This window comes from Saccharopolyspora sp. MMCC62 (assembly GCF_057736575.1).
In genome coordinates this window covers 565,626-589,071 of record NZ_JBYKCM010000002.1, presented here as the reverse complement: position 1 = coordinate 589,071, position 23,446 = coordinate 565,626, and the positions used below count along the sequence as shown (strand labels likewise).

Genomic DNA, 23,446 nt, shown 5'->3' with positions numbered 1-23,446 from the left:
CCGATCGAATCGTGCGGCAGAACCGAGGTTACGCCGTGTCGGGAGAGGGAGCTTCGGGCCCGGACACCGCGCGCTGCGGCACGCTGCCGAAGGTCCGCACCAGCTCCATCTCGTCGGTCAGCGTGTTCGCGAGCCTGCGGACGCCCTCCCGGATGCGTTCCGGCGTCGGGTAGCAGTACGACAGCCGCATCTGCCGGGAGCCCAGCGAGTCCGCGTAGAAGCCGGTGCCGGACGCGTAGGCGACCCGCTGCGTCACGGCGCGCGGCAGCATCGCCTTGGTGTCCACGCCTTCCGGAGCGGTGAGCCACACGTAGAACCCGCCGTCCGGCTTGGTCCAGCTGCAGCCTTCCGGCATGTGCTGCTCGAGCGCGCCGAGCATCGCGTCGCGGCGCTCCCGGTACTGCTCGCGGAAGGTCTTGATCTGGCCCTTCCAGTCGTGTGTGGCGAGGTAGCGGGACACGATCATCTGGTTCAGCGTGGGCGGGCACAGCGTCGCCGACTCGGCGGCGAGGACCAGCTTCTCCCGCACCGCGTGCGGGGCGAGCACCCAGCCGACGCGGAGCCCGGAGGCGAAGGTCTTGGAGAACGAGCCCAGGTAGACCACGTTGTCCGGGTCGAGGCTGCGCAGCGCCGGGTAGATCTGCCCCTCGAAGCCGAGCAGGCCGTACGGGTTGTCCTCCAGCACCAGGATGTCGTGCCGGCGGCAGATCTCGAGGATCTCGGCGCGGCGCTCCACGGCGAGCGTGACGCCGCCGGGGTTGTGGAAGTTCGGAATGGTGTAGAGGAACTTGATGCGCTCCCCGCGCGCGGTGACCTCGGCGATCGCGTGCCGCAGCGCCTCGGGCTGCAGGCCGTCGTCGTCCATCGCCACGTGCACGACCTTGGCCTGGTAGGCGGCGAAGGAGCCGAGCGCGCCGACGTAGGACGGTCCTTCGGCGAGGACGACGTCGCCCGGGTCGCAGAACAGCCTGGTCACCATGTCCAGGGCCATCTGGGAGCCGACGGTGACCATCACGTCGTCCGGGTGACCGCTGATCCCCTCGGCGGCCATGATCTCGCAGATCTGCTCGCGCAGTTCCGGCACGCCGTGCGCGGAGCCGTACTGCAGCGCGGCTTGGCCGTCGACGGCGATGAGCCGGGAGACCTCGGCGGCGAGCGAGTCCAGCGGCAGGGCGGCGAGGTTCGGCATCCCGCCGGCGAGCGAGACGACCTCGGGGCGGCTCGCCACGGCGAACAGTGCCCGGATCTCCGATGCGGTCATGCCTGCGGTGCGCTGGGCGTAGCGGTCGCGGTGCGCGTCGAGGTTGCGCGCCGCTCCTGCCTGCTGCACCACTGCCTCCTGCTGGGGGCCGGGCTGCTGCTGATCGGTCGGGTTGCTGCCGTGATCGGACATTCCGCGCTCCGGTGGATCGGGTGTGCGCTGTAGTGATCGTCTCCTGTTACCGCTAGGTGACGGTCGCGCGAGTCTATCTGTGCTATCGCGTCCGGCGGTGGCTTGTGTAACGGGCGCCTCGCACAAACCGGCTTGACGGTAACCCATCTCACCATTTCGGGGGACGCTGGGAAGGACGAGATGCTTCCGGCGGTCGGTGGCGTCGGCTTATCCTTGCGGCAGCCCCACCTGCCGTGCGTGGGTTCTGGCGGATTGCAGGGGAGGTCAGGGTGTCGCGACGCGTCGTAGGCGTCACGCTGGACAACCTCGACCACTTGCCACCGAAGTGCCGTCGCTGCGTGTTCTGGGAACTCGCGCCGCACATCCGGGAGCAGGCCGAGGAGTTCGGCGAGACCGGTCTCGAGAAGGAGGCTTGGGTCTCCAACGTGCTGCTGGACTGGGGGTCCTGCGGTCGGGTGCTCTACGTCGACGACGTACCCGCCGGTTACGCGCTGTACGCCCCGCCCGCCGCCGTGCCGCGGGCCTCGGCGTTCCCGTCCGGTCCGGTCAGCGCGGACGCGGTGCTGCTCACCTCGCTGCGGGTGATGCCGGACTTCGAGGACGGCGGCCTGGGCCGGGTGCTGCTGCAGAACGTGGCGAAGGACCTGACGAAGCGCGGCGTCCGCGCGATCGAGGCGTTCGGGGACCTGCACGAAGAGGCCGACAGCTGCGTGGTCCCCGCGGGGTTCCTGCAGCAGGTCGGGTTCAAGACGGTCCGCCAGCACCCGAAGTGGCCGCGGCTGCGGCTGGAGCTGCGCACCGCGATCTCCTGGAAGGAAGACGTCGAAGCGGCCCTGGAACGGCTGCTCAGCACGGTGTCGGTGAAAACGGCGGAGCCGGCCCTCGGATGAGCCGTCGAGCCCGGTGTCGCGACCGGCTCCGCGCTGCGAACGGTGCTCAGGCGCCTTCGGCGCGGGTGAGCTCGTGCCGGAGCAGGTCGTCGAAGGTGAAGGTGCCCGTCGGCTGGTCGTCCTTGCCGAGCAGGTAGAGCCGCTTCACCGCGACCAGCAGGCCCTCGGCGATGATGTCCCGGAACGCGGGGTCGAGCAGCCGCCGCCGGTCCTCCGGGTTGGTCAGGTAGCCGATCTCGGTGCGCACCGCGGGCATCCGGGTGAGGCGCAGGACTTCCCACGTCTTCGGGTGGATGCGGCAGTCGAGCATGCCGGTGCGCGCCACGATCTCGCGCTGCAGGAACCCGGCCAGCGCCTCCCCCACCGTGGACGTGGTGCCGTTGCCGGTGCCGAAGTGGAAGCTGGCGACGCCCTGGGCGGCCGGAGCCGGGTTGGCGTCCATGTGCAGCGACAGGAACAGGTCGGCGCCCGCCTCGTTCGCGAAGCTCGCCCGGTCCGCTTCCGGCGGGCAGGAGTGCGGCCCGCGGGTGATCAGCGCTTCCATGCCGGTGGCGACCATGCGGCCTTCGAGCCTGCGCGCCAGGTCCCAGGCGATGTCGGCCTCGTTGACGCCGCCGACGGCGACGCCGCGGTCGGTGCCGCCGTGCCCGGGGTCCAGCACGATGCGCTTGCCGCGCAGCAGCGGACCGGCGCGGCGCACCTTCTCCTGTTCCCGCAGGTAGACGGGACGACCACCGCGGACCTTGGGGGCGAGCTGCTTGAGCGCCCGCAGCGTGCCCGGGCCGCAGATGCCGTCGGCGTTGAGCCCGTAGTCCCGCTGGAAGCTGCGCAGCGCGTGCTCGGTCTGCCAGCCGAAGATGCCGTCGGGCCTGCCCGCGTCGAAGCCGAGTTCCAGCAGCCGCTCCTGCAGCGCGAACACGTCGTCGCCGCTGATCGGCTTGGACACCAGGTAGGCCAGCGAGCGGTCACCGAGCCGCCAGCGCGCGTCGATCAGCGCGCGGTACGTGGCGGGGCCGACGACGCCGTCGGTGATCAGCCCGCGTCGCTGCTGGAAGAGGCGCACCGCGTGTTCCACCGCTGCGTCGAAGTGCGCGGGACCGGAAGCGGTTCCGTTTGGGGGGGCCGGTAGGAGACCCAGCGCAGCAAGGGTGTTCCTGATCTCGGCAACGGCCGGACCGACGTCACCGCGGTGGAGCAGCTGCATGCACTCCTCGCTCGATTCAGGCGCCGGACGGATCCCGGCGCGTAGGACGGTCGTACTCCCCCGAATGTCCACTTTTGGGTGGAAGGGTTCGGATGCGAACCCATCGGCTCATTGTGCCTTGCCTGCATTGCAGCGGCGCTGCGGGCCGCTCGCAGCGCGCTGCGCACGGCGTGACCTCGCGCCTACCGGCGAGAACGACGAAACCCCGCGCGCCTCCGCACGAGGGCGGGGCGGGCGGGGTTCCGGCCGGTGCGACGGGTCAGCGACGCGTCACAGGTAGTCCTCCAGGTCGGACAGCAGCGCGGCCTTCGGCTTGGCGCCGACGATCTGCTTGACCGGCTCACCCTTCGAGAACAGCAGCAGGGTGGGCACGCTCATCACCTGGTAGTCGCGGGCGATCGACGGGTTCTTGTCGATGTCCAGCTTGGCGACCGTGATGCCCGGGTTCTCGGCGGCGATCTCTTCCAGGACGGGCGCGACCATCTTGCACGGGCCGCACCAGGTCGCCCAGAAGTCGACGAGAACGGGCTGGTCGCTGCCCAGCACGTCGGTCTTGAACGAGTCGGCGTCGACGGTCACGGTGTTGTTCCCGGCCATGTTCATCTCCCTCGGTGGAAATCAGCTGTCGGTGGCGCGTTGGCTCAGCGCGCTGCCGCGGTCTCGGCGGCCGGCGCGTAGCCGCCGCCCTCGTGCTCGGGCGCGACGTGCGCGGCCTCGCTCATCTCGTTCTCGGCGAGCCACCGCTCCGCGTCCATCGCCGCCGAGCAGCCGGAGCCCGCGGCGGTGATGGCCTGCCGGTAGGTGTGGTCGACGAGGTCGCCCGCGGCGAACACGCCGGGGATGCCGGTGCGGGTCGTGGGCTGCTGCACGGCGACGTAGCCCTCGTCGTCCACCTCGACCTGGTCGCGCACGAGTTCGCTGCGCGGGTCGTGGCCGATGGCGACGAACATGCCGGTCACGTCCAGCTGAGATTCCTCGCCGGTGCTCGTGTCCAGCAGCTTCAGACCGGTGACGGAGCTGTCGCCCAGCACCTCGGTCACCGCGGCGTTCGTGCGCCAGCGGATCTTCTCGTTGGCCTTGGCCCGCTCCAGCATGATCTTGGAGGCGCGGAACTCGTCGCGGCGGTGGATGATCGTCACCGAGTCGGCGAACTTGGTGAGGAACGTGGCCTCCTCCATCGCCGAGTCGCCGCCGCCGATCACGGCGATGTGCTGCTCGCGGAAGAAGAAGCCGTCGCAGGTGGCGCAGGAGGACACGCCGCGGCCGAGGAGCTTCTCCTCGCCGGGGATGCCCAGGTAGCGGGCGGCGGCGCCCATCGCCAGGACGATCGCCTTGGCGCGGTACTCGACGCCGTTGGCGGTGACCTTCTTCACATCGCCTGCGAGGTCGATGTGCTCGACGTCCTCGGCGCGCAGCTCACCTCCGAACCGCTTCGCCTGCTCCCGCATCTGCTCCATGAGCTCGGGGCCCATGATGCCGTCCCGGAAACCCGGGTAGTTCTCCACTTCGGTGGTCGTCATCAGCGCGCCACCGAACTGCGTGCCCTCGAAGACCAGTGGCTCCAGCTCGGCCCGCGCGGCGTACACCGCGGCGGTGTAGCCCGCAGGGCCGGAGCCCACGATGATGAGGTTGCGGACGTCGTCGCTCACCGCGCCCCTTTCGTTGTCGCGTGCCGCCCGCCGCGCAGGACGCGCGAGCGTATCCGGGTCAACGCGATCCTAAGCGCCTGTGTTCCCGGCGCCGTCGGCCGTGACGAGCGCGACTCCTCAGCGTCCGCCGAGGGTGCTGTCCGAGATCGTCGCGGCCTGGTTCGGCCCGCACTCCTGGCCGACGATGAGGATGCGGAACTTCCCGATGCCGCCGCCGGGCAGCACCAGCGCCCGCGCCGGCTTGCCGTCGATGGTGACGTCCCGGGCGCCGAGCGGATTCCCGCTGGTGACGCCGTTGGCCTGCAGGCAGCCGAGCAGGCGCGCCGGATCGGTGAGCTCCCCGTACTGCTCGGAGGAGAGCGCGGGGCCGAGCTGGCTCGCGGGCAGCGTGTCGCCGCCGCGCAGCGCCAGCGGTGGCGGGCCGTCCGCGGCGGGCGTGCCCTCCGGCCGACCGGCCTGCGGGGTGCCGCCGTCCGGGGAGCCACCGCCCAGGGTGGACGTGCCCAGCACGACGATCCCGGTGACGGCCGCGGCGGCGGTGACCAGGCCCGTCGTCCAGCCGACGCGCTTGCGCCTGCGGGCGCGGGCGGCCGCGAGGTCGAGCACGGGGGCCGGTTCCGGCGTGGCCGGTTCGGGCCGGGCGTTCCCGGACCAGGACGCCTCGAACCCGGCTGCCTCGGGCGCCGGTGCGGTGTCCGCCGGCCATGCGTCGAGTTCGGCGCGCAGCGCGTCCTCGAGCCTGGCCGCGACGTCCGCGGGCATCGCGGGCGACGGGACCTCCGGCGCCGGTTCCTTGAGGTCTTCGAGACCGCGGAGGTCGGAGCCGGTCGCGTCCAGCGCGGCGAGCAGCGCGCTCGCCTCCGGATCTTCCCGGAGGCGCGGCAGCAGCTGCTCGGCCGTCTCCGGATCCAGCGCACCCGCGTGCAGGTCCGCCACCAGATCCAGCGACCACGGCGGGCCTTGCGGCGTGTCGGGGCGCCGTTCTTCGCCGCTCATCGTCCCTCCCGTCGACGCTTGGCGTTGGCGTCATCTGGGACGTTCGCATCCGCACTCGGGTTCCGCAGGTGCCCCAGAAGTTTCGCCAGCTTCACCCGCCCGCGGGCGCAGCGGCTCTTCACGGTGCCCTCGGCGATGCCGAGCGCGGCCGCCGTGTCGGTCACCGAGTAGCCCTCGACGTCGACGAGGACGATCGGGGCGCGCTGCTCCTCCGGGAGGGCGGCCAGCGCTTCCTGCACGGCCATCCGGGTGTCCTGCTCCTCGATCGCGTCGCGCGGAACGGCCGGCTCGGCCGGTCCGGTGTCGGGTAACGGCACCGTCGGTCTCGCTTGGCGGCGCCGGATGCGGTCCAGGCAGGCGTTCACCACGATCCGGTGCAACCAGGTGGTGACCTGCGATTCGGCCCGGAACGATCCGGCGTTGCGGAAAGCGGAGATCATCGCGTCCTGCAGCGCGTCGGAGGCCTCCTCGTGATCGCGCATCGTCCGCAGCGCGACCGCCCACAACCGGTCCCGGTGCTTGCGGAAGAGCGCGGCGAACGCGTCACGATCGCCGTTGACGTGCGCCGCGAGGAGCTCGGCGTCCGTTCTCTCGGGGGCAGACACGGTTCAGCACTCTACTGATCGTGATCCCGCCCACGAGCACCGCGCCGCGGCGGTGCGCTCCCGCGCGGGACCGGGATCGTGGCGATCCCGCGCGGGCCGAGCAGCGCGCCAGGTCAGGCGGCCGAGCCGGAGAGGGTGATCTCGTTGATCCGGCTCTGGAACTTGCCCCCGGACGGGGCGAGCTGGGTCAGCCACACGATCACGTGCTGGGTGGGCTGCGCCGCTTCGATCGGGATGGTGGTCTGCCCCGCGGACAACGTCTGCTGGCCGATCACCTTGCTGGAGTTCAGGTCGGGGCTGGTGCCGTCCGCCGCGCGGATCTCCACCACGGTCCCCGCGCTGGGCGAGTCGATGACCACTTCGCGCAGCGTCGTCGGCGACGCGAAGGTGAGCACGGCGCCCGTGCCCGTCTTGAACCCGCCGCCGAGCTGGTCGTTGTAGGAGTCGGTGGCCCAGGAGGTCGCCGGGTCGCCGTCGTACAGGTTGCCGAGCTTGCCGGGGCTGTCCGGCGTCTGCTCCACCACGAACGGGGAGCCGCCGGTGACCTTGACCGGGACGGACTGCTCCGGCGTGGGCGCGGGCTGCTGGTTGCCGTCCTCCAGGGTCACGGACGGGCCTTCGGCCTCCTGGTTGCCCGCGACCAGGCCGATCAGGTTCGCGACGATCCAGCCGACGACGAGCAGGGTGGCCACGGCGAGCGCGCCGACGCTGATCGCCAGCTTCTTGCGCTTCACCTCGTCCGGCTTGGGGTCCTGGGTGCTCCAGACCTCGTTGCTCTCCCGCGCGCCGCCGCCCGCCGGGGCGGACTGCATGACCGCGGTGGAGTTGTCCTCCTCGAAGGTGGCGTGCTGTTCGAGCACCCGGAGCACGGCGGCCCCGGTGCGGACGCCGCCGGTGGTGCCGTGCGTGTCGGGGCTGCCGAGGGCGCGCAGCGCGACCGTGGACAGCTCCAGCGGCACGGTGGGGCGCAGCGTGCGCGGCGCGACGATGGTGCCGTCCGGCCCGGTCGGCGCGGTCGGCAGCCCGTCGGGAGCCGCGTCCAGCGCCCAGCGCCCGGTCAGCAGCAGGTACAGCACGGCACCGAGACCGCGCACGTCGTCGCTGGAGCTCGCGGTGGACAGCGGTCCGGGGAAGGCCATCCGGACTTCGCCCTCCGGCGTCACCCGGATCCGCTGCGGGTGGTCCGCGCCGAGCACCAGCCCGGCGTGGTGGGCGGCCTCGACCGCCGCGGCCAGCGGCTGCAGCACCCGCGCCGCGGTACCCGGCGACAGCGGTCCCTCGGAGACGAGTTCGATCAGGTCGGTCCCGTGGGTCCACTCGGCGATGACGACGCCGAGCACCCCCTGCGGGTCGCCCGGTGCGGGCGTGACGACGTCGAGCACCCGCGCGACGCCGACGTGGTTGAAGGTGCTGGCGTGCATCGCGCGTTCCAGCGTGCGCCGCGCGCTCGACGCCGCGTCCGAGTGGGAGCGGTCCCCGGTCAGGATGGTCAGCGCGACGTCGCGTCCGAGCACACCGTCCTTGGCCCGCCACAGCTGCGCGTCGCACCGGGGATCCGCGCCGACCTTCTCCAGCAGGCGGTATCGGCCGTGGTCGAGTACCGCCCCGGGGGTCAGCTGTTCGGCGTCGTCCGCCGTCGAATCGCCCGCGTCACGTTCCGGCATCGCTTGCCTGGTCGGTTTGCTGCTCACCTTCCCTCTCCCGCTCCTCCCGCTCCAGCCGGGGGGCACTGAACACCCCCTCCCCACGGGAGAAGACTTCCGCTCCGAGGGTACGTGACGCCAATGTCAACGACGACGCAGCAGAGCGGTGAGCCGCCCGATCGCAGGCCGCAGTTCCCGCACCCGGAGCAACACCGCCGGTGCGAGGGCCGCGTGCTCCCTGGTCGGCCTCGGTCGAGCCGGGTCGGCGGCCGCCTCCCCACCGGGCGGTTCGAGGTCCGGAACCGCCCGGGGATCGGCGCCGCCGGGCTCAGCGGCGGCCCAGCATCGCGTTGAGCTTGCCGATCGCGGGCTCCAGCTCCCGGACCCGGAGCAGCGCCATCAGGCCGAAGGTGATCGCGAAGCCGACGATCGTGCCCGCGAGCAGCTGCAGCCAGCCCGTTCCCGACCCGGCCTCGCCGGGGATCAGGGCGTCCACGCCGAGCACGACGCCCCAGGTCGCGAGGCCGCCGAGGACCGAAGCCAGCAGCGTCTTGCCGAGCGTGGTCAGGAAGACGCGACCTTCGAGCCGCCCGAGCCGGTGGCGCAACCAGACCTCGCCGACCACCCAGCCGACCACGAAGCTGAACGAGTTGATGAACACCAAGGCGTACAGGACCATCTCGGGGTCCTCGATCAGGCCGCACAGCAGCGCCAGCCCGACCTTGGCCACGGTCATCACGACCATGATCAGCGTCGGCGTCCGGGCGTCCTTCAGCGCGTAGAACACCCGCATCTGCATCATCGTGATCGCGTAGGGCAGCACGCCGAACGCGGACACGGCCAGCGCGATGCCGATCTGCCCGGCATCGCCGCTGCTCTTGCCGACCGAGAACAGCGCCAGCGCCAGCGGGAGCCCGATGGCGCTCATGACCCCGCTGATCGGGAGCAGCGTGACCGTGGACAGCCGGTTGCCCAGGGACAGGTCGGAGACGACCTTCGGGTAGTCGTGGTCGGCGGCGGCCCCGCTCATCCGCGGCAGGATCGCGGTCATCACGGAGAACCCGATGACGCCGTACGGGAGCTGCAGCAGCATCCACACGTAGTTGTACATCGACCACACGACGGCCCTGGTGCCGACGCCGCTCATCACCATCAGGCCGATCTGGCTGACGCCGACGTAGGCCAGCATCCACAGCGCGAGGCCGCCGAACTCGTTGAGCCGCGGATCCCAGCCCCACCGCCAGCGGAACCGGAATCCGGTGCGGCGCAGCGCCGGTACCTGGATGAACGCCTGCGCGACGACGCCGAGGGTCACGCCGATGCCCAGCGTCATCAGGTGCGCGTCCGTCATCCGGACCGGGTTGATGGTGAGCTCGCCGGGCAGCGTGTAGTAGACGCAGATCGTGCCGATCACCACGAGGTTGTTGACGACGGGAGCCCAGGCCGGCGGGCTGAAGATCTGCTTGGCCTGCAGGATCGCGCTCATCAGCGCGCTGATCCCGTAGAAGAGGATCTGCGGCAGCAGCAGGTAGGCGAACGCGGTGGCCAGCTCGGGATTGGCGTTGCCGCCGTCCCGGACGTACAGCCACACCAGCACCGGCGCCGCGACGACGGCGAGCGCGGTGCCGACCAGCAGCATCACCGCCGACAACGTCAGCAACCGCTGGATGTAGGACTCGCCGCCGTCGGAGTCCGACTTCTGCGCGCGCACCAGGACGGGGACGATGACGCTGGTCAGCACCCCGCCGATCAGCAGCTCGAACACGCTGTTCGGGAGGTTGTTCGCGACGGTGAAGGAGTCGTTCTCGACACCGAAGCCGATGATCAGCGCGAGCAGGATCTTCCAGCCGAAGCCGGTGATCCTGCTGATGAGGGTGGCGATCGCCATCGAACCGCTGGCGCGCAGCAGCGACTTCCCGCCGCCACCGCCGGTGGGGCGCAGCACGCGGGTCTGCTCCGCCGCCTGCTCGGCGGCCTGGTCGAGGCCGGGCTCGGGCAGCACCGCCGGGATGGGCTGCGTCTCGGCGGCGTGCCAGCCGGGCTGCGGGGCGCGGTGCGGCCCGGTCCCGGCGGGCACCGGCTGCGCGACCTGCTGCCGCGAGACCGGCGGCCCACCCGGTTCGACGCGCGGGATCTGCCGCGTCCGATCGTCGGCGGGAGGCGTGGGCCCGCCCGCGCCGGGACCGCCCGGTCCCGCCGGGTGCCGCCGTGCTTCCGCGTCGCTGTCTCGGTTCACTGCCTGTGCCCTTCACTCACCGCCTGTGCCGGCTCGCGGGGTGTCACTCCCGCGGGTGGCCGGACCAGGATGTCAGCTCGGACTGCGGTCACTTTCGGTGGTGCTGCCGGAGACCGCGGTGGACTCGGCGGCGGACGCCTCGCCCCCGCCGGGGGCGGACCCGCCGTCGGAGCGCTCCGCCGGACCCGCGGTTCCCGCGGCCGCGGCCAGCCGGGCCCGGCGCGCCCGCAACCTGCGCAGGATGCGCCGCCCGGACAGGACCACCAGCAGCGCGCTGGCGATCGCGGTGAGCCCGACGGTGAACGGGTCGTAGGTGTAGGACTGCAGCTGGATGCGCTTCGCGGTGCCCAGCTTCGTCCCGGCCTCGGTCGTGACCGCCACGTCGACGGTGAACTGGCCCGCCCGGTGCACCTCGGTCTCCAGCCGGAAGTGCCGCCGCCCCTGCGCGGGCACCCGGATGACGCCGAGGTCGCGGGTCTCCAGCCCGGCCGTCGCGGGGATGCGCAGCCGCACCGAGACGGTCACCGGCAAGTCGTTGGTGACGGTCATCGGGATCGGCGCGTTCGACGCGGTGAGCGTGATCTTGCCGGCGAACTCGTCGAGCCGGACCTGCGAGAGCACCCCGTCGAGGGTGTCGGTGGCGACCCGCACCCAGTGCCGGGCCGCGCCCGGGTCGTCGCGCCAGGCGCTGGAGGCGCCGCGCAGCAGCCCGTTGCGCAGCGGCGTGGTGAGCGCCGCCCGGTCCAGGTCGGTCGCCGGGTCCTTCTCGCTGGAGCGGTAGAGGTCGCCGACCTTGTAGTTCTGCTCGGCGAGCTGGTCCAGCACCGGCTGCGGGATCTCCTCGGCGGCGTTCTCCGCCGGGTACGACGGCTGCGACACCGGGAGCTCCGAGGTGCTCTGCTCCGCCTCGCCGTCGCGCTCGGGCAGGCCCGCGGGCCGCACGTACCCGGCTTCGGTGAGTCCGCGCAACCCGTCGAGCAGCGACCGCACGTCGTCCCCGCTGAGGTTCCAGCGCCGCGGCGGCGCCAGCACCGAGGTCGCGCCGTCCTGGGTGCCGAGGGTGGCGCGGAAGGCGAGCGCGCCGAGCGCGTTCTGCACGCTGGCGGTGCCGCCGCCCTCCGGCGACATCGCCGTCGTCTCGCGCGGGCCGCCGAAGTTCGGGTCCAGCGCCTCGGACAGCAGCGGGTCGATCGGCATCGCCGTCGGCCCGTCCTCGAACAGCCGGGACGGGGCGGGCGAGCCGGTGGACACCGAGGCCGGGTCGACCAGCACCGTGTCGATGCCGAGGTCGGTGAGCCTGCGGGTGAACGGCTCGTCCACCGCGCCTTCGATGGGCCACAGCACGCTGCGCCGCGGTTCGGTGGTCAGCACCTGCTTCACCAGGCCGGCGCCGTCCAGCGATCCCTTGATCAGGTCGGGCAGCCCGGCGTGCTCCAGCGCGAGCAGGTCGGAGTCGGCGTAGGGCAGTGCCAGCACGCACCGCCCGGCGGTCGCCTCGCGCAGCTTGTTCAGCCACAGCTGCGCCGAAGCCGCCCCGGTCCCCTCCTGCGTCCCGCCGTCGGCGCTGCGCACCTGGTAGCCGCGGGTCATGGCCTGCACGGTGGCCAGCAGATCGGGGTCGACGGCGAAGCACAGCCCGTTGCCCAGCGGCGATCCGGCGCCCGCGCCGTCCACCACGCCCTGCACCAGGTCGTAGAGCCTGCCGCCGGGGGTGAGCGAGGCGGCGAGCGAGTCGTCGGCGAGCACCGAGCGCTGGTCCGGTGTGCCCTCCTGCCGCATCCGCGGGTAGTCGACGATCGGCAGCAGCATCGTGATCGGCGCCGGCTGCGCCGGTTTCGCGGGCGGGGCGCCGGGCGGGGCGAGTACCGGCAGCAGGAAGCGCGACTCGCCGATGCGCGCGCGACCGCCGCCGTCGGGCTGCCCGTTCACGTTGACCAGCAGCGGGAACGAACCGGATTCGGCGATCTGCAGCGAGTCCGGTCCGGTGAGCGGCACCTTCAGCTCGAACGGGGCCTCCTGCCCCGGAGCGAGGGTGTCGATCAGCGGCCGGAAGCTGGTCTCGTTGACCGTGGCGGCGTTGCCGCGCAGCGCGTCCTGCACGGCGGGCTCCGACTGGGTCGGGTAGCCGCGCTGCACGCGGGCCTCGATGCCGTTGATCGTGCTGCCGGACCGGTTGGTGATCCGGCCGCTGATGCTCACTTCACCGGTCGTGCCCGACACCACCGATGGAGTGACTTTGGTCACTTCGAGCTGGGCCGCGTTGGACCCCTGCGCGCTCGCCGTGCGGGCCGCGACGATCGGAATCCCGCTGATCAGCAGGACCGCGACCACGGCGGCTAGCAGACACCTCACCCCGGCTCCGTTCCCGTGTTCCGGGGAGTCGTGCTCCCCTGCTCGTCCGCGCCCGGCTGGGGATCGCCGAGCAGCGCGAGCGCGTGCCGCACCAGACGCCGTTCGTCGGCGTAGGCCAGCACCTCGTCCAGTTCACCTAGCGGCACCCAAGCCACCTCGGTGACCTCCACGTCCTCGTCGGAAAGTTCTCCGCCGACCGCGTCCAGCAGGAAGTGGTGCACCGTCTTGTGCACGCGCCGGTCACCGGCGACGAACCAGTAGTCGATCGTGCCGATCGCCACCGTCACCCGTCCGATGATCCCCGTCTCTTCCGCGACCTCGCGCACCGCGGTCTGCTCCGGCGTCTCACCAGGCTCGATGTGGCCCTTCGGCAACGACCACAGCAGTCGCCCCCTGCGGTCGGCCCTCCCGATGATCGCAGCGAGCCGTTCGGGCTCGGCGACCACCAGCCCTCCGGCGGAGGTTTCGTCCACGGTCCGCAGCCGTCGGCGCCGGCGGCGGTTCCGGCGCCCCGGCTGTGCGCCGCCGGAGCGGCCGGGCGACGGAGGCATGCGGCCGATGGTAATGCGATCAGCGATCGCACCGGTGGTCGAAGCGGCCCCGGAGATCGCTCGCTGAGCAGCCGATATCCTCTCCCCGTGGCCCCTTCGACGCGTGACGCCCCGGACGAGACCGACCTGCGCGCCAGCGAGCGCGAGGCCCCGCGCGGAGCGGACGAGACGCCCCAGCGCACCGCGCCCGAGGCGACCCGGCGCACCGCGGCCGGGACGCCCCAGCGCGCCGCGCTCGCGACGACACCGCGCACCGCCGTCGCGGAGCTGATCGAGGTCGCCCCGGTCGCCGCGGAGCTCGCCGAGCGGTTCGCCGCCGCGGGCCACCGGCTGTACCTCGTGGGCGGCAGCGTCCGGGACGCCCTGCTGGGCAGGCTGGGCACCGACCTGGACTTCACCACCGCGGCCCGCCCGGAGCAGGTGCGCGAGCTGCTCGACGGGTGGGCGGAGACCGTCTGGGACACCGGCATCGAGTTCGGCACCCTCGGCGCCTACAAGCGCGGCACCACGGTGGAGATCACCACGTTCCGCGCCGACAGCTACGACCGCGTCACCCGCAACCCGGAGGTGGCGTTCGGCGACACCATCGAGGGCGACCTGCTGCGCCGCGACTTCACGGTGAACGCGATGGCCGTCGAGCTCGGCGCCCGCGAGTTCGTGGACCTGCACGGCGGCATCGACGACCTGGCCCGCGGCAGGCTGGACACGCCCGCCACCCCGCAGGAGTCGTTCGCCGACGACCCGCTGCGGATGCTGCGCGCCGCCCGGTTCGCCGCCCAGCTCGGCTTCGAACCGGCGGAGCGGGTGCTGGCCGCGATGCGCGAAATGGCCGACGAGCTGGCCCGCATCACCCCGGAGCGGATCCAGGCCGAGCTGTCGAAGCTGCTGTGCGGCCGGTTCCCGCGCAAGGGCGTGGAGCTGCTGGTGGACACCGGGCTGGCGGAGCACGTGCTGCCCGAGGTCGCGGCGATGCGGTTGGAGATCGACGAGCACCACCAGCACAAGGACGTCTACGAGCACTCGCTGGTCGTGCTGGAGCAGGCCATCGACCTGGAGCGGGCGGCCGACCCGGACGGCGAGCCGGACCTGGTGCTGCGGCTGGCGGCGCTGCTGCACGACATCGGCAAGCCGGGCACCCGGCGGTTCGAGCCGGGCGGCGGGGTCAGCTTCCACCACCACGAGGTGGTCGGCGCCAAGATGGCGCGCAAGCGGCTGCGGGCGCTGCGCTACTCGAAGGAGATCATCGGCCAGGTCTGCGAGCTGGTGTACCTGCACCTGCGCTTCCACGGCTACGGCGACGGGCAGTGGACCGATTCGGCGGTGCGCCGGTACGTGACGGACGCGGGTCCGCTGCTGTCCCGGCTGCACAAGCTGGTGCGGGCCGACTGCACGACGCGGAACAAGCGGAAGGCGAACGCGCTGCAGCGCTCCTACGACGACCTCGAGGAGCGGATCGACCGGATCGCGGCCGAGGAGGACCTGGCGCGGGTGCGCCCGGACCTGGACGGCAACGAGATCATGCGGCTGCTGGGGCTGCCGCCGGGCCCGCTGGTGGGCCGGGCGTGGAAGCACCTGAAGGACACCCGGCTGGACCGCGGCCCGATGGAGCACGAGGACGCCGTCGCCGAGCTGTACCGCTGGGCCGCCGAACAGGGCATCGAGGTCTCCGGCGAGGCCTGATCCGCGGGCTGCGCGGCGGTGCGCGCGGGAGGTTGGCGCGGAGTGGGGTTCGCGACTCCGCCGATCGCCCACCGCGGCCGCCGTCGAGCGCGGTCGCCCCGACATTCGGCGAGGATTGTTCGCATCGCCCCTGGTCAGACCGTTCTATTAATACTCGGACGAGATTACTGGCCGGAGATGATTCGGTAGTCGCAACGAGCAGGGGTGCTCCGGCGGTCCCACCGGCCGGATTTCGGCCGCGTTCGCGGCACGGTCACGCCGCGAGGGGCTCCGCTCTGCGATCATGCGGGAGTGGAATCAGACGCGGAGGTGGAGCCGGGGACGCTGCTGGTGGCTGCTCCGCAGCTGCTCGACGTGAACTTCCGCCGGACGGTGGTCTACATCATCCACCACCGGAGCGAAGGCACCCTCGGCGTCATCCTCAACCGGCCCAGCGAGGTCGCGGTCAGCGACGTGCTGCCGCAGTGGGCGCCGCACGCCAGCGAACCGCCCTCGCTGTACGTGGGCGGTCCGGTGGAGCAGCGCACCGCGATCTGCCTCGCCGCGCTGCGCGCCGGTGAGGACGTCGGGCGGATCAGCGGCATGGTCGGGGTGCGCGGGCCGGTCGGGCTCGTCGACCTCGACGGCGATCCGGAGGACCTGGTGCCGCGCGCCCGCGGACTGCGCTTCTTCGCCGGCTACGCCGGGTGGGACGCCAAGCAGCTCGCCGGGGAGATCGAGCGCGGTGACTGGCTCGTGGTGCCCGCGCTGCCCGACGACGTGATCGTGGCGCCGGGCGCGGACCTGTGGGGCCGGGTGCTGCGCCGGCAGAGCACCCCGCTCGCCTTCCTCGCCACCCATCCCGGCGACGTGAAGCTCAACTAGCCCTGGACACGACGAACGCCCGCGGACCGAGTTCCGCGGGCGTTCCGAACGTCGAGGTCGGCGGGGTCAGCCGCAGCAGCCGCCGGGGCAACCGCCGCAGCCCGCGGCCACCGGGGCCGGGATCGCCTCGGCCGCGCGGTTGCCCAGCACGCCGCCGACGACCATCAGCGCGAACGCGCCCGCGATGCCGAGCACCGCGACGACGACCGCGCTGGTCACCGTGCTCAGCAGCGGCTCGGACACACCGGCCAGGACCGCCACGGCGCCACCGGCGAGCATCGCGGGCGCCGCGACCCGGTTGCCGAGTTCGAAGGCCTCTTCGCTGCGCAGCGTCGCCGGGGTGCGGACCCCCACGTAGCGGTTCGGCGGCAGCTGGCTCCGCAGTCCGCGCCACCCGATGAACACCAGCGCGGCGCCGAGTACGACGAGCAGCGCGCACAAGACCATCTGCACAGCAATCACCTGGACAGGGTACGACCGGCCCGGTCCCGGCATCCGCGCGCTACCCGGTGGGGTTCGCTGGATCACACGGCGGACCGGGGTTCCGATCGGCGGCGCTGCCCGGATCTTCCGGCCACCGGCGACCCGCCGCGCGCCTTCCGGGCGGGCCTGCGGAAAAGCGGTCGAGGGCGGGCGGCACACTGGGGGTGTGCGATCCGCGCGGTGAGCAGGGAAGGAAACGCGGTTGATGAGCGGCCAGGCAGCAGGTGCGACGAGCGAGCCGACGAGCACGTCGGGCGGGGGTGAGGAGACGCCCCGGTTCCGCTACACCGCGGAGACGGCGGCGCAGGTCGAGCAGCGCTGGCAGCAGCGCTGGGAGGAGCTCGGCACCTTCCACGCGCCGAACCCGGCCGGGCCGCTGAGCACCGGTGCCGAACTGGACGCGGCGAACAAGCTGTTCATCCAGGACATGTTCCCGTACCCCTCCGGTTCGGGGCTGCACGTCGGGCACCCGCTGGGCTTCATCGGCACCGACGTCTACGCCCGCTTCCACCGGATGCTGGGCCGCAACGTGCTCCACACGATGGGCTTCGACTCGTTCGGCCTGCCCGCCGAGCAGTACGCGGTGCAGACCGGCACGCACCCGCGCACCACGACCGAGCAGAACATCGAGCGCTACCTTCGCCAGATCCGCCGGCTGGGCCTGGGCCACGACGAGCGCCGCCGCATCGCCACCACCGACATCGAGTTCTACAAGTGGACCCAGTGGATCTTCCTGCAGGTGTTCCACGCCTGGTACGACCCGGACGCGGACGGCGGCAAGGGCCGGGCGCGGCGGATCTCCGAGCTGGAGCAGGAGTTCGCCGACGGCGTGCGCAGCACCCCGGACGGGCGTCCCTGGGCCGAGCTGGACCGCACCGAGCGGCGCGAGCTGGTCGACTCCTACCGGCTGGCCTACCTGTCCGAGGCGCCGGTGAACTGGGCGCCCGGCCTGGGCACCGTGGTGGCGAACGAGGAGGTCACGGCCGACGGCCTGACCGAGCGCGGCAACTTCCCGGTGTTCCGCCGCAACCTCAAGCAGTGGATGATGCGGATCACCGCCTACGCCGACCGGCTGGTGGACGACCTGGACCGGCTGGACTGGCCGGACAAGGTCAAGAGCATGCAGCGGAACTGGATCGGCCGCTCGCAGGGTGCCAACGTCACCTTCGCGCTGGACGGCTCCGCCGAGCGCGTCGAGGTGTTCACCACCCGCCCGGACACCCTGTTCGGCGTCACCTACCTGGTGCTGGCCCCGGAACACCCGCTGGTCGACGAGCTCACCGCCGCCGAGTGGCCGGAGGGCACCCGCGACGGCTGGACCGGCGGTGCCCCCACCCCGGCGCAGGCCGTCGCCGACTACCGCCGCACCGCGTCGACGAAGTCCGACCTGGACCGCCAGGAGAACAAGGACAAGACCGGCGTGTTCACCGGGGCGTGGGCCACCAACCCGGTCAACGGCAGCCGCATCCCGGTGTTCATCGCGGACTACGTGCTGATGGGCTACGGCACCGGCGCGATCATGGCGGTGCCCGGCGAGGACACCCGCGACTGGGACTTCGCGCAGGCCTTCGAGCTGCCGGTGGTGCGCACCGTGCAGCCCACCGCGGACCACGTCGACGGTGCGTTCACCGGTGACGGGCCGCGGATCAACTCCGCGAACCCGGCGGCCGGGCTGGACCTGGACGGGCTGGACCTGGACGAGGCCAAGCGCACCGTCGTCGACTGGCTGGCCGAGCGCGGCCACGGCACCGGCACCGTGCAGTACAAGCTGCGGGACTGGCTGTTCGCCCGGCAGCGCTACTGGGGCGAGCCGTTCCCCATCGTCTACGGCGAGGACGGCGAGCCGCTGGGCGTGCCGGAGAGCTCGCTGCCGGTGGTGCTGCCCGAGGTCGCGGACTACTCGCCGCGCACCTTCGACCCGCAGGACGCCGACAGCAGCCCCGAGCCGCCGCTGGCGAAGGCCACCGAGTGGGCCGAGGTGGAGCTGGACCTGGGCGACGGCCTCAAGCAGTACCGCCGCGACACCAACGTGATGCCGCAGTGGGCCGGTTCCTGCTGGTACCAGCTGCGCTACGTCGACCCGGTGAACGACTCCGAGTTCGTCGACCCCGCCAACGAGCGGTACTGGATGGGTCCGCGCCCGGCGAGCCACGGCGCGACCGACCCGGGCGGGCTGGACCTGTACGTCGGCGGCGTGGAGCACGCGGTGCTGCACCTGCTGTACTCCCGGTTCTGGCACAAGGTGCTGTTCGACCTGGGCTTCGTGAGCTCGGAGGAGCCGTACCGGCGGCTGTACAACCAGGGCTACATCCAGGCGTTCGCCTACACCGACGCGCGCGGCGTGTACGTGCCCGCCGAGCAGGTCGAGGAGCGGGACGGGAAGTTCTTCTTCGACGGCGAGGAGGTGCGCCGCGAGTACGGGAAGATGGGCAAGAGCCTGAAGAACTCCGTCTCCCCGGACGAGATGGCGGACGCCTACGGCGCCGACACGCTGCGGCTGTACGAGATGGCGATGGGCCCGCTGGACACCTCGCGGCCGTGGGCGACGAAGGACGTCGTCGGCTCGCACCGGTTCCTGCAGCGGTTGTGGCGCAACGTCGTGGACGAGACGACCGGCGAGCTGCGCGTCACCGAGGAGCAGCCGGACGACGAGGTGCTGCGCGCCCTGCACAAGACGATCGAGGGCGTCCGGGAGGACTTCGACGCGCTGCGGTTCAACACCGCGGTGGCGAAGCTGATCGAGCTGAACAACCGGGTCACCAAGGCGTACTCGGGTGCGGCGGGCACGCCGCGCGCGGTGGTGGAGCCGCTGGTGCTGATGGCCGCGCCGCTGACGCCGCACCTGGCGGAGGAGCTGTGGCAGCGGCTGGGCCACGGCGAGAGCCTGGCGCACGGTCCGTTCCCGGTGGCCGACGAGCGGTACCTGGTGGAGGACACCGCCGAGTACCCGATCCAGATCAACGGCAAGGTCCGCTCCCGCATCGTGGTGCCCGCGTCGGCGGGCCAGGACGAGGTGCGCGCGGTGGCGATGGCCGACGAGAAGGTGGTCGCGGCGCTGGACGGCAAGGAGCCGCGCAAGGTGATCGTGGTGCCGGGCCGGCTGGTCAACGTCGTGGCCTGATCCCGTTCCGCACGAGCGGCCCGCTCCCCCGTTCCCGGGTGGGCGGGCCGTTTCGCGTCCGCCCGGCGTGTCGGCGCGGTGGTGCGCGGCGGCGCCTCGGCAGGATCGGGAACCGCGGCCCGCGTCACGGGCGTGGTGGCGAGCGAGGTCACATGGTCGAGTTACTGACGAGTAACTAAGCTCGGCGCCGACGGCACCAGACCTGTGGAGGCTGGCATGGACATCCCGAAGACCCCCGACCGGTTCGACGCGACCGAACTGGCGACGCTGCTCGACGGGCGCTGGGCGGGAGTCCGCGCCAAGGTGCGCGAAGCCCTGGAAGGCACCGAACTCCCGCCCGGCGACCACCTCGACACCGAGGCGCACCGCGCGCAGACCCTCGAACAGCTGCACCTGCTGGTCAAGAGCGGCATCCCCGAGATCGGATTCCCCGTCGCCCAGGGCGGTGCGGGCGACGTCGGCGGCTCCGTCGTCTCGCTGGAGATGCTCGCCGGGAACCTGTCGCTCATGGTCAAGTCCGGCGTGCAGTGGGGCCTGTTCGGCGGTGCGGTCCAGGCGCTCGGCACCGAGCGCCACCACGAGCGCTACCTGCCCTCGATCATGAACCTGGACCTGCCGGGCTGCTTCGCCATGACCGAGACCGGCCACGGCTCGGACGTGCAGCACCTGCGCACCACCGCCACCTACGACCCGGCGACCGAGGAATTCGTCGTGCACACCCCGCACGAGTCGGCGCGCAAGGAGTACATCGGCAACGCCGCCCGCGACGGGCGGATGGCGGTGGTGTTCGCCCAGCTCATCACCGGTGGCGAGCAGCACGGCGTGCACGCGCTGCTGGTACCGATCCGGGATGAGCAGGGCGCGCCGATGCCGGGCGTGCACCTGTCCGACTGCGGCCGCAAGGCCGGGCTCAACGGCGTCGACAACGGGCGGATCACCTTCGACCAGGTGCGGGTCCCGCGCGAGTCGCTGCTCAACCGCTACGGCGACGTGGCCGCCGACGGCACCTACCGCAGCCCGATCGAGAGCACCGGCAAGCGGTTCTTCACGATGCTCGGCACCCTCATCCGCGGCCGGATCTCGGTGGCGGGGACCGCGGGCAGCGCCGCGAAGCTCGCGCTGGAGATCGCGCTGCGCTACGCCACCGCGCGCAGGCAGTTCGACCGGCCGGGCACCTCGGAGGAGACCGTGGTGCTCGACTACCTCGCGCACCAGCGCAAGCTGCTGCCGGCGCTGGCGAAGTCCTACGCGCTGCACTTCGCGCAGGAGCAGCTGGTGCAGACGCTGCACGACGTCTCGACCTCCGGCGACGAGCGCGCGCAGCGCGAGCTGGAGTCCCGCGCGGCCGGGCTCAAGGCGGTGACCACCTGGCACGCGACGCACACCATCCAGACCGCGCGCGAGGCCTGCGGCGGCGCCGGCTACCTGGCGGAGAACCAGCTGCCGCAGCTCAAGGCGGACACCGACGTGTTCACCACCTTCGAGGGCGACAACACGGTGCTGCTGCAGCTGGTCGCGAAGGGGCTGCTCACCGACTACAAGGACCAGTTCGACGAGCTCGGCACCGTCGGCATGGCCCGCTTCGTCGCCGACCAGTTCGTCGGCACCGTCATCGAGCGCACCGCGGCGAAGTCGCTGGTGCAGCGCCTGATCGACGCGGCGCAGCGGGACGACGAGGACGCGGTGTTCGACCGCGGCTGGCAGCTGAAGCTGTTCGACGAGCGCGAGCGGCACGTGCTCGACGGGCTCGCCCGCAGGCTGCGCCGCGCCGCGGGCAAGGACGCCGACCCGTTCGCGGTGTTCAACAACGCGCAGGACCACGTGCTGCGGGCCGCGCGGGTGCACATCGACCGGGTCGTGCTGGAGGCGTTCGTCGAGGGCATCGAGCGGTGCGGCGACGCCTCGACGGCGCGGCTGCTGGAGCGGGTGTGCGACCTCTACGTGCTCAGCACTATCGAGGAGGACCGCGCCTGGTTCCTGGAGCACGAGCGGATCACGCCGCGGCGCGCGAAGGCGGTGACCGAGGCGGTGAACGGGCTCTGCCAGGGCCTGCGGCCGCACGCGGTCGAGCTGGTGGAGGCGTTCGGGCTGCCCCGCCAGTGGCTGACCGCGCCGATCGCGACGGGAGCGGAGGACGCGCGGCAGGACGCGCAGCGCGCGCACGACCGCACCCTCGGCTGATCTTCCCGAACCGGCGGCCCGCTCGACCTCGCGGTCGGGCGGGCCGCCGTCGCGCGGGCCCTTCAATTTCCGGGTCTTCGTGGATCCGACACTGCCGCGTGGTGAATCAGAGGAATTGACCTACGCCCATGTGGGTTAAAAGATCGACAGAAATTTGAGCACGGATAGTGTCTTGATCTGTGCTATGGCGCACATATAACGGAACTATCTCACTCGCCTTGGGTAGCTTTCGGCCCCATGGCATGGACCAATTCGCAACGTTCCGTAATCGCGTCGGGCCTCGCGGCGGTGGCGCTCGGGGCCGGGCTCGCGGTTCCGGCACACGCGTTCGCCGCCGACACCGGAGAGCAGCAGCGCGTCGTCCAGCTGGTGAACGAACAGCGGGCGAGCGCCGGTTGCGGGCCGGTCACCGAAGACCAGCGGCTCACCGAGGCCGCCAACGCCCACAGCTCGGACATGACCGCTCGCGGCTACTTCTCGCACACCACGCCGGACGGCGTCACCTTCGACCAGCGGATCAAGAAGGCCGGCCACCCGTCCCCCGGCGCCGAGAACATCGCGCAAGGACAGCGCAGCGCCGACCAGGTCATGGATTCCTGGATGAACTCCGCGGGCCACAAGCGCAACATCCTGAACTGCTCGCTCAAGACCATCGGCGTCGGCGTCGACACCGGCGGCTGGGCCTGGACCCAGGACTTCGGCTACTGAGCCGACGATCCTGTCCGATTCGGACCGGAATCCGCACCACCCCGAAGAATGCGGCCCGATCGGTCCGAATCGCCGAGACCCCGGTGGGGACCGGGAAATAGGGGTGTCACACGGCGCGGCCGGGGAACCGATCCCCTCTCCCGGTTCCCCGGCCCCGCTCCTCTCGTTCCGCCGGACCGACCTCGGTTCGCTCCGAGGCCGGTCCGGCGGAACCTCGGCGGCGTTCTCGCTGCGGGATCGCGTCTCCGCCACGGGCGGCGACGCCGTCCTCGCGGGAACGCCGCCGAGAACCCGCAGGTGGCCAGGTGATCGCCGCTCAGCGGGGGCGGCCGCCGGAAGAGCGAGCGCACCCGCCCGCGGGGCTTCGTCAGCTCACCGCGGGGCCGATGTTGCCGAGGTGGAGGGGGCCGTCGATCGCGCTCGGCCAGTCGACGTTGATCCCGCCGCCCTGGGGCAGGTTGAGCTGGGCCGTCGTGACCGGGGTCGGGTCGGAGGACTCCGGCGGGGCCGACACGTAGGCGACGCCGGGGTGCTGCTCGTCGATCGTGTACCGCTCCGCGGAACCCGGCTCGGGGCTGACCACCTCGACGGGCTGCTGCGCCTCGCCGTCGAAGAAGATCAGGGACGACGGCGCGCCCTCGACCTCGCAGGACACCCCCGGCCTCGCCTCGAAGGTGATCGCGAACAGCCGCCCGTCGTCCGGCGCGTGGCCCTCCGCCGCCGAGACGGTCAGGTCCCCCGGCGTGCACCAGGGGTACTCGGGGGCGTCCACGGCGGCGGCCGCGCCCGCGGTGAGCAGCGCACCCCCGCCGACCAGGGCGCTGAGCGCGGTCGCGGTGGCGATGCGGCGGAACTTCGCAGTGCTGAGCACGTGGTGCCTCCTGGTGGTC

General features: G+C 72.1%; 18 protein-coding genes. 6 read left to right on the top strand and 12 right to left on the bottom strand.

Annotation, left to right across the window (positions count from 1 at the left end):
• Positions 1-28: 28 nt before the first annotated feature.
• Positions 29-1,393, bottom strand: coding sequence for an aminotransferase-like domain-containing protein (locus AC29IT_RS06905; protein ID WP_488218180.1), 1,365 nt, complete (start codon positions 1,391-1,393; stop codon positions 29-31).
• A gap of 269 nt (positions 1,394-1,662) precedes the next feature.
• Between AC29IT_RS06905 and AC29IT_RS06900 the strand changes: the two genes are divergently transcribed.
• Positions 1,663-2,283 carry a GNAT family N-acetyltransferase gene (locus tag AC29IT_RS06900; protein ID WP_358435263.1) on the top strand — a complete coding sequence of 207 codons (621 nt, stop codon included), beginning with the start codon at positions 1,663-1,665 and terminating at the stop codon, positions 2,281-2,283.
• 46 nt (positions 2,284-2,329) lie between these two features.
• On the opposite strand, the gene AC29IT_RS06895 is transcribed toward AC29IT_RS06900, so the two are convergent.
• From AC29IT_RS06895 to AC29IT_RS06855, 9 genes are all read right to left on the bottom strand, one after another.
• Complete coding sequence (locus tag AC29IT_RS06895) at positions 2,330-3,487, bottom strand: N-acetylmuramoyl-L-alanine amidase (RefSeq protein WP_358435260.1); 1,158 nt, start codon at positions 3,485-3,487, stop codon at positions 2,330-2,332.
• Between the two features lie 270 nt (positions 3,488-3,757).
• On the bottom strand, positions 3,758-4,084 hold the full coding sequence (trxA, locus tag AC29IT_RS06890; RefSeq protein WP_358435257.1) for a thioredoxin: 327 nt from the start codon (positions 4,082-4,084) through the stop codon (positions 3,758-3,760).
• Between the two features lie 44 nt (positions 4,085-4,128).
• Positions 4,129-5,136, bottom strand: a complete 1,008-nt coding sequence (trxB, locus tag AC29IT_RS06885) for a thioredoxin-disulfide reductase (RefSeq protein ID WP_488218179.1) — start codon at positions 5,134-5,136, stop codon at positions 4,129-4,131.
• A 117-nt stretch (positions 5,137-5,253) separates the two neighbouring features.
• A complete protein-coding gene (locus tag AC29IT_RS06880; protein ID WP_488218178.1) occupies positions 5,254-6,132 on the bottom strand; it encodes a hypothetical protein in 879 nt (292 codons plus the stop codon).
• Positions 6,129-6,737: an RNA polymerase sigma factor SigM gene (sigM, locus tag AC29IT_RS06875; RefSeq protein ID WP_358435250.1), complete on the bottom strand. Its 609-nt coding sequence runs from the start codon at positions 6,735-6,737 to the stop codon at positions 6,129-6,131. Before sigM ends, AC29IT_RS06880 begins: the two co-directional genes overlap by 4 nt.
• 113 nt (positions 6,738-6,850) lie before the next feature.
• Positions 6,851-8,428 (bottom strand): protein kinase family protein, encoded by a 1,578-nt coding sequence (locus tag AC29IT_RS06870; RefSeq protein ID WP_358435247.1) that lies wholly within the window; start codon positions 8,426-8,428, stop codon positions 6,851-6,853.
• A 280-nt stretch (positions 8,429-8,708) separates the two neighbouring features.
• Positions 8,709-10,616: a murein biosynthesis integral membrane protein MurJ gene (gene murJ / locus AC29IT_RS06865; protein ID WP_488218177.1), complete on the bottom strand. Its 1,908-nt coding sequence runs from the start codon at positions 10,614-10,616 to the stop codon at positions 8,709-8,711.
• A gap of 72 nt (positions 10,617-10,688) precedes the next feature.
• Positions 10,689-12,968 (bottom strand): DUF6049 family protein, encoded by a 2,280-nt coding sequence (locus AC29IT_RS06860; protein WP_488218176.1) that lies wholly within the window; start codon positions 12,966-12,968, stop codon positions 10,689-10,691.
• On the bottom strand, positions 12,965-13,519 hold the full coding sequence (locus tag AC29IT_RS06855) for an NUDIX hydrolase (RefSeq protein ID WP_358435238.1): 555 nt from the start codon (positions 13,517-13,519) through the stop codon (positions 12,965-12,967). The genes AC29IT_RS06860 and AC29IT_RS06855 overlap by 4 nt, the downstream gene beginning before the upstream one ends.
• An 87-nt stretch (positions 13,520-13,606) precedes the next feature.
• Between AC29IT_RS06855 and AC29IT_RS06850 the strand changes: the two genes are divergently transcribed.
• Together AC29IT_RS06850 and AC29IT_RS06845 are read left to right on the top strand one after the other, a co-directional pair.
• Positions 13,607-15,199, top strand: a complete 1,593-nt coding sequence (locus AC29IT_RS06850) for a CCA tRNA nucleotidyltransferase (protein ID WP_488218175.1) — start codon at positions 13,607-13,609, stop codon at positions 15,197-15,199.
• 291 nt (positions 15,200-15,490) lie between these two features.
• Positions 15,491-16,063 (top strand): YqgE/AlgH family protein, encoded by a 573-nt coding sequence (locus AC29IT_RS06845; protein WP_488218174.1) that lies wholly within the window; start codon positions 15,491-15,493, stop codon positions 16,061-16,063.
• 66 nt (positions 16,064-16,129) lie between these two features.
• On the opposite strand, the gene AC29IT_RS06840 is transcribed toward AC29IT_RS06845, so the two are convergent.
• A complete protein-coding gene (locus tag AC29IT_RS06840) occupies positions 16,130-16,525 on the bottom strand; it encodes an SdpI family protein (RefSeq protein ID WP_358435229.1) in 396 nt (131 codons plus the stop codon).
• Between the two features lie 226 nt (positions 16,526-16,751).
• Here AC29IT_RS06840 and leuS point away from each other — a divergent pair, with 226 nt between their 5' ends.
• From leuS to AC29IT_RS06825, 3 genes are all read left to right on the top strand, one after another.
• Entirely contained in the window at positions 16,752-19,667 is a 2,916-nt protein-coding gene (gene leuS, locus AC29IT_RS06835) for a leucine--tRNA ligase (protein ID WP_488218173.1), read from the top strand.
• A gap of 216 nt (positions 19,668-19,883) precedes the next feature.
• Positions 19,884-21,848 carry an acyl-CoA dehydrogenase family protein gene (locus AC29IT_RS06830; RefSeq protein ID WP_358435223.1) on the top strand — a complete coding sequence of 655 codons (1,965 nt, stop codon included), beginning with the start codon at positions 19,884-19,886 and terminating at the stop codon, positions 21,846-21,848.
• 237 nt (positions 21,849-22,085) lie between these two features.
• On the top strand, positions 22,086-22,556 hold the full coding sequence (locus tag AC29IT_RS06825) for a CAP domain-containing protein (protein ID WP_488218172.1): 471 nt from the start codon (positions 22,086-22,088) through the stop codon (positions 22,554-22,556).
• 367 nt (positions 22,557-22,923) lie between these two features.
• On the opposite strand, the gene AC29IT_RS06820 is transcribed toward AC29IT_RS06825, so the two are convergent.
• Positions 22,924-23,427 (bottom strand): DUF4232 domain-containing protein, encoded by a 504-nt coding sequence (locus AC29IT_RS06820; RefSeq protein WP_488218171.1) that lies wholly within the window; start codon positions 23,425-23,427, stop codon positions 22,924-22,926.
• Between the last annotated feature and the right edge of the window lie 19 nt (positions 23,428-23,446).

Excerpts from the sequence above, each read along its gene's own strand:
- AC29IT_RS06880 (WP_488218178.1), bottom strand. The coding sequence starts at position 6,132 with ATGAGCGGCGAAGAACGGCGCCCCGACACGCCGCAAGGCCCGCCGTGG.
- leuS (WP_488218173.1), top strand. The coding sequence starts at position 16,752 with ATGAGCGGCCAGGCAGCAGGTGCGACGAGCGAGCCGACGAGCACGTCG.
- AC29IT_RS06825 (WP_488218172.1), top strand. The coding sequence starts at position 22,086 with ATGGCATGGACCAATTCGCAACGTTCCGTAATCGCGTCGGGCCTCGCG.
- trxA (WP_358435257.1), bottom strand. The coding sequence starts at position 4,084 with ATGGCCGGGAACAACACCGTGACCGTCGACGCCGACTCGTTCAAGACC.
- AC29IT_RS06895 (WP_358435260.1), bottom strand. The coding sequence starts at position 3,487 with ATGCAGCTGCTCCACCGCGGTGACGTCGGTCCGGCCGTTGCCGAGATC.
- AC29IT_RS06905 (WP_488218180.1), bottom strand. The coding sequence starts at position 1,393 with ATGTCCGATCACGGCAGCAACCCGACCGATCAGCAGCAGCCCGGCCCC.
- AC29IT_RS06855 (WP_358435238.1), bottom strand. The coding sequence starts at position 13,519 with ATGCCTCCGTCGCCCGGCCGCTCCGGCGGCGCACAGCCGGGGCGCCGG.
- AC29IT_RS06830 (WP_358435223.1), top strand. The coding sequence starts at position 19,884 with ATGGACATCCCGAAGACCCCCGACCGGTTCGACGCGACCGAACTGGCG.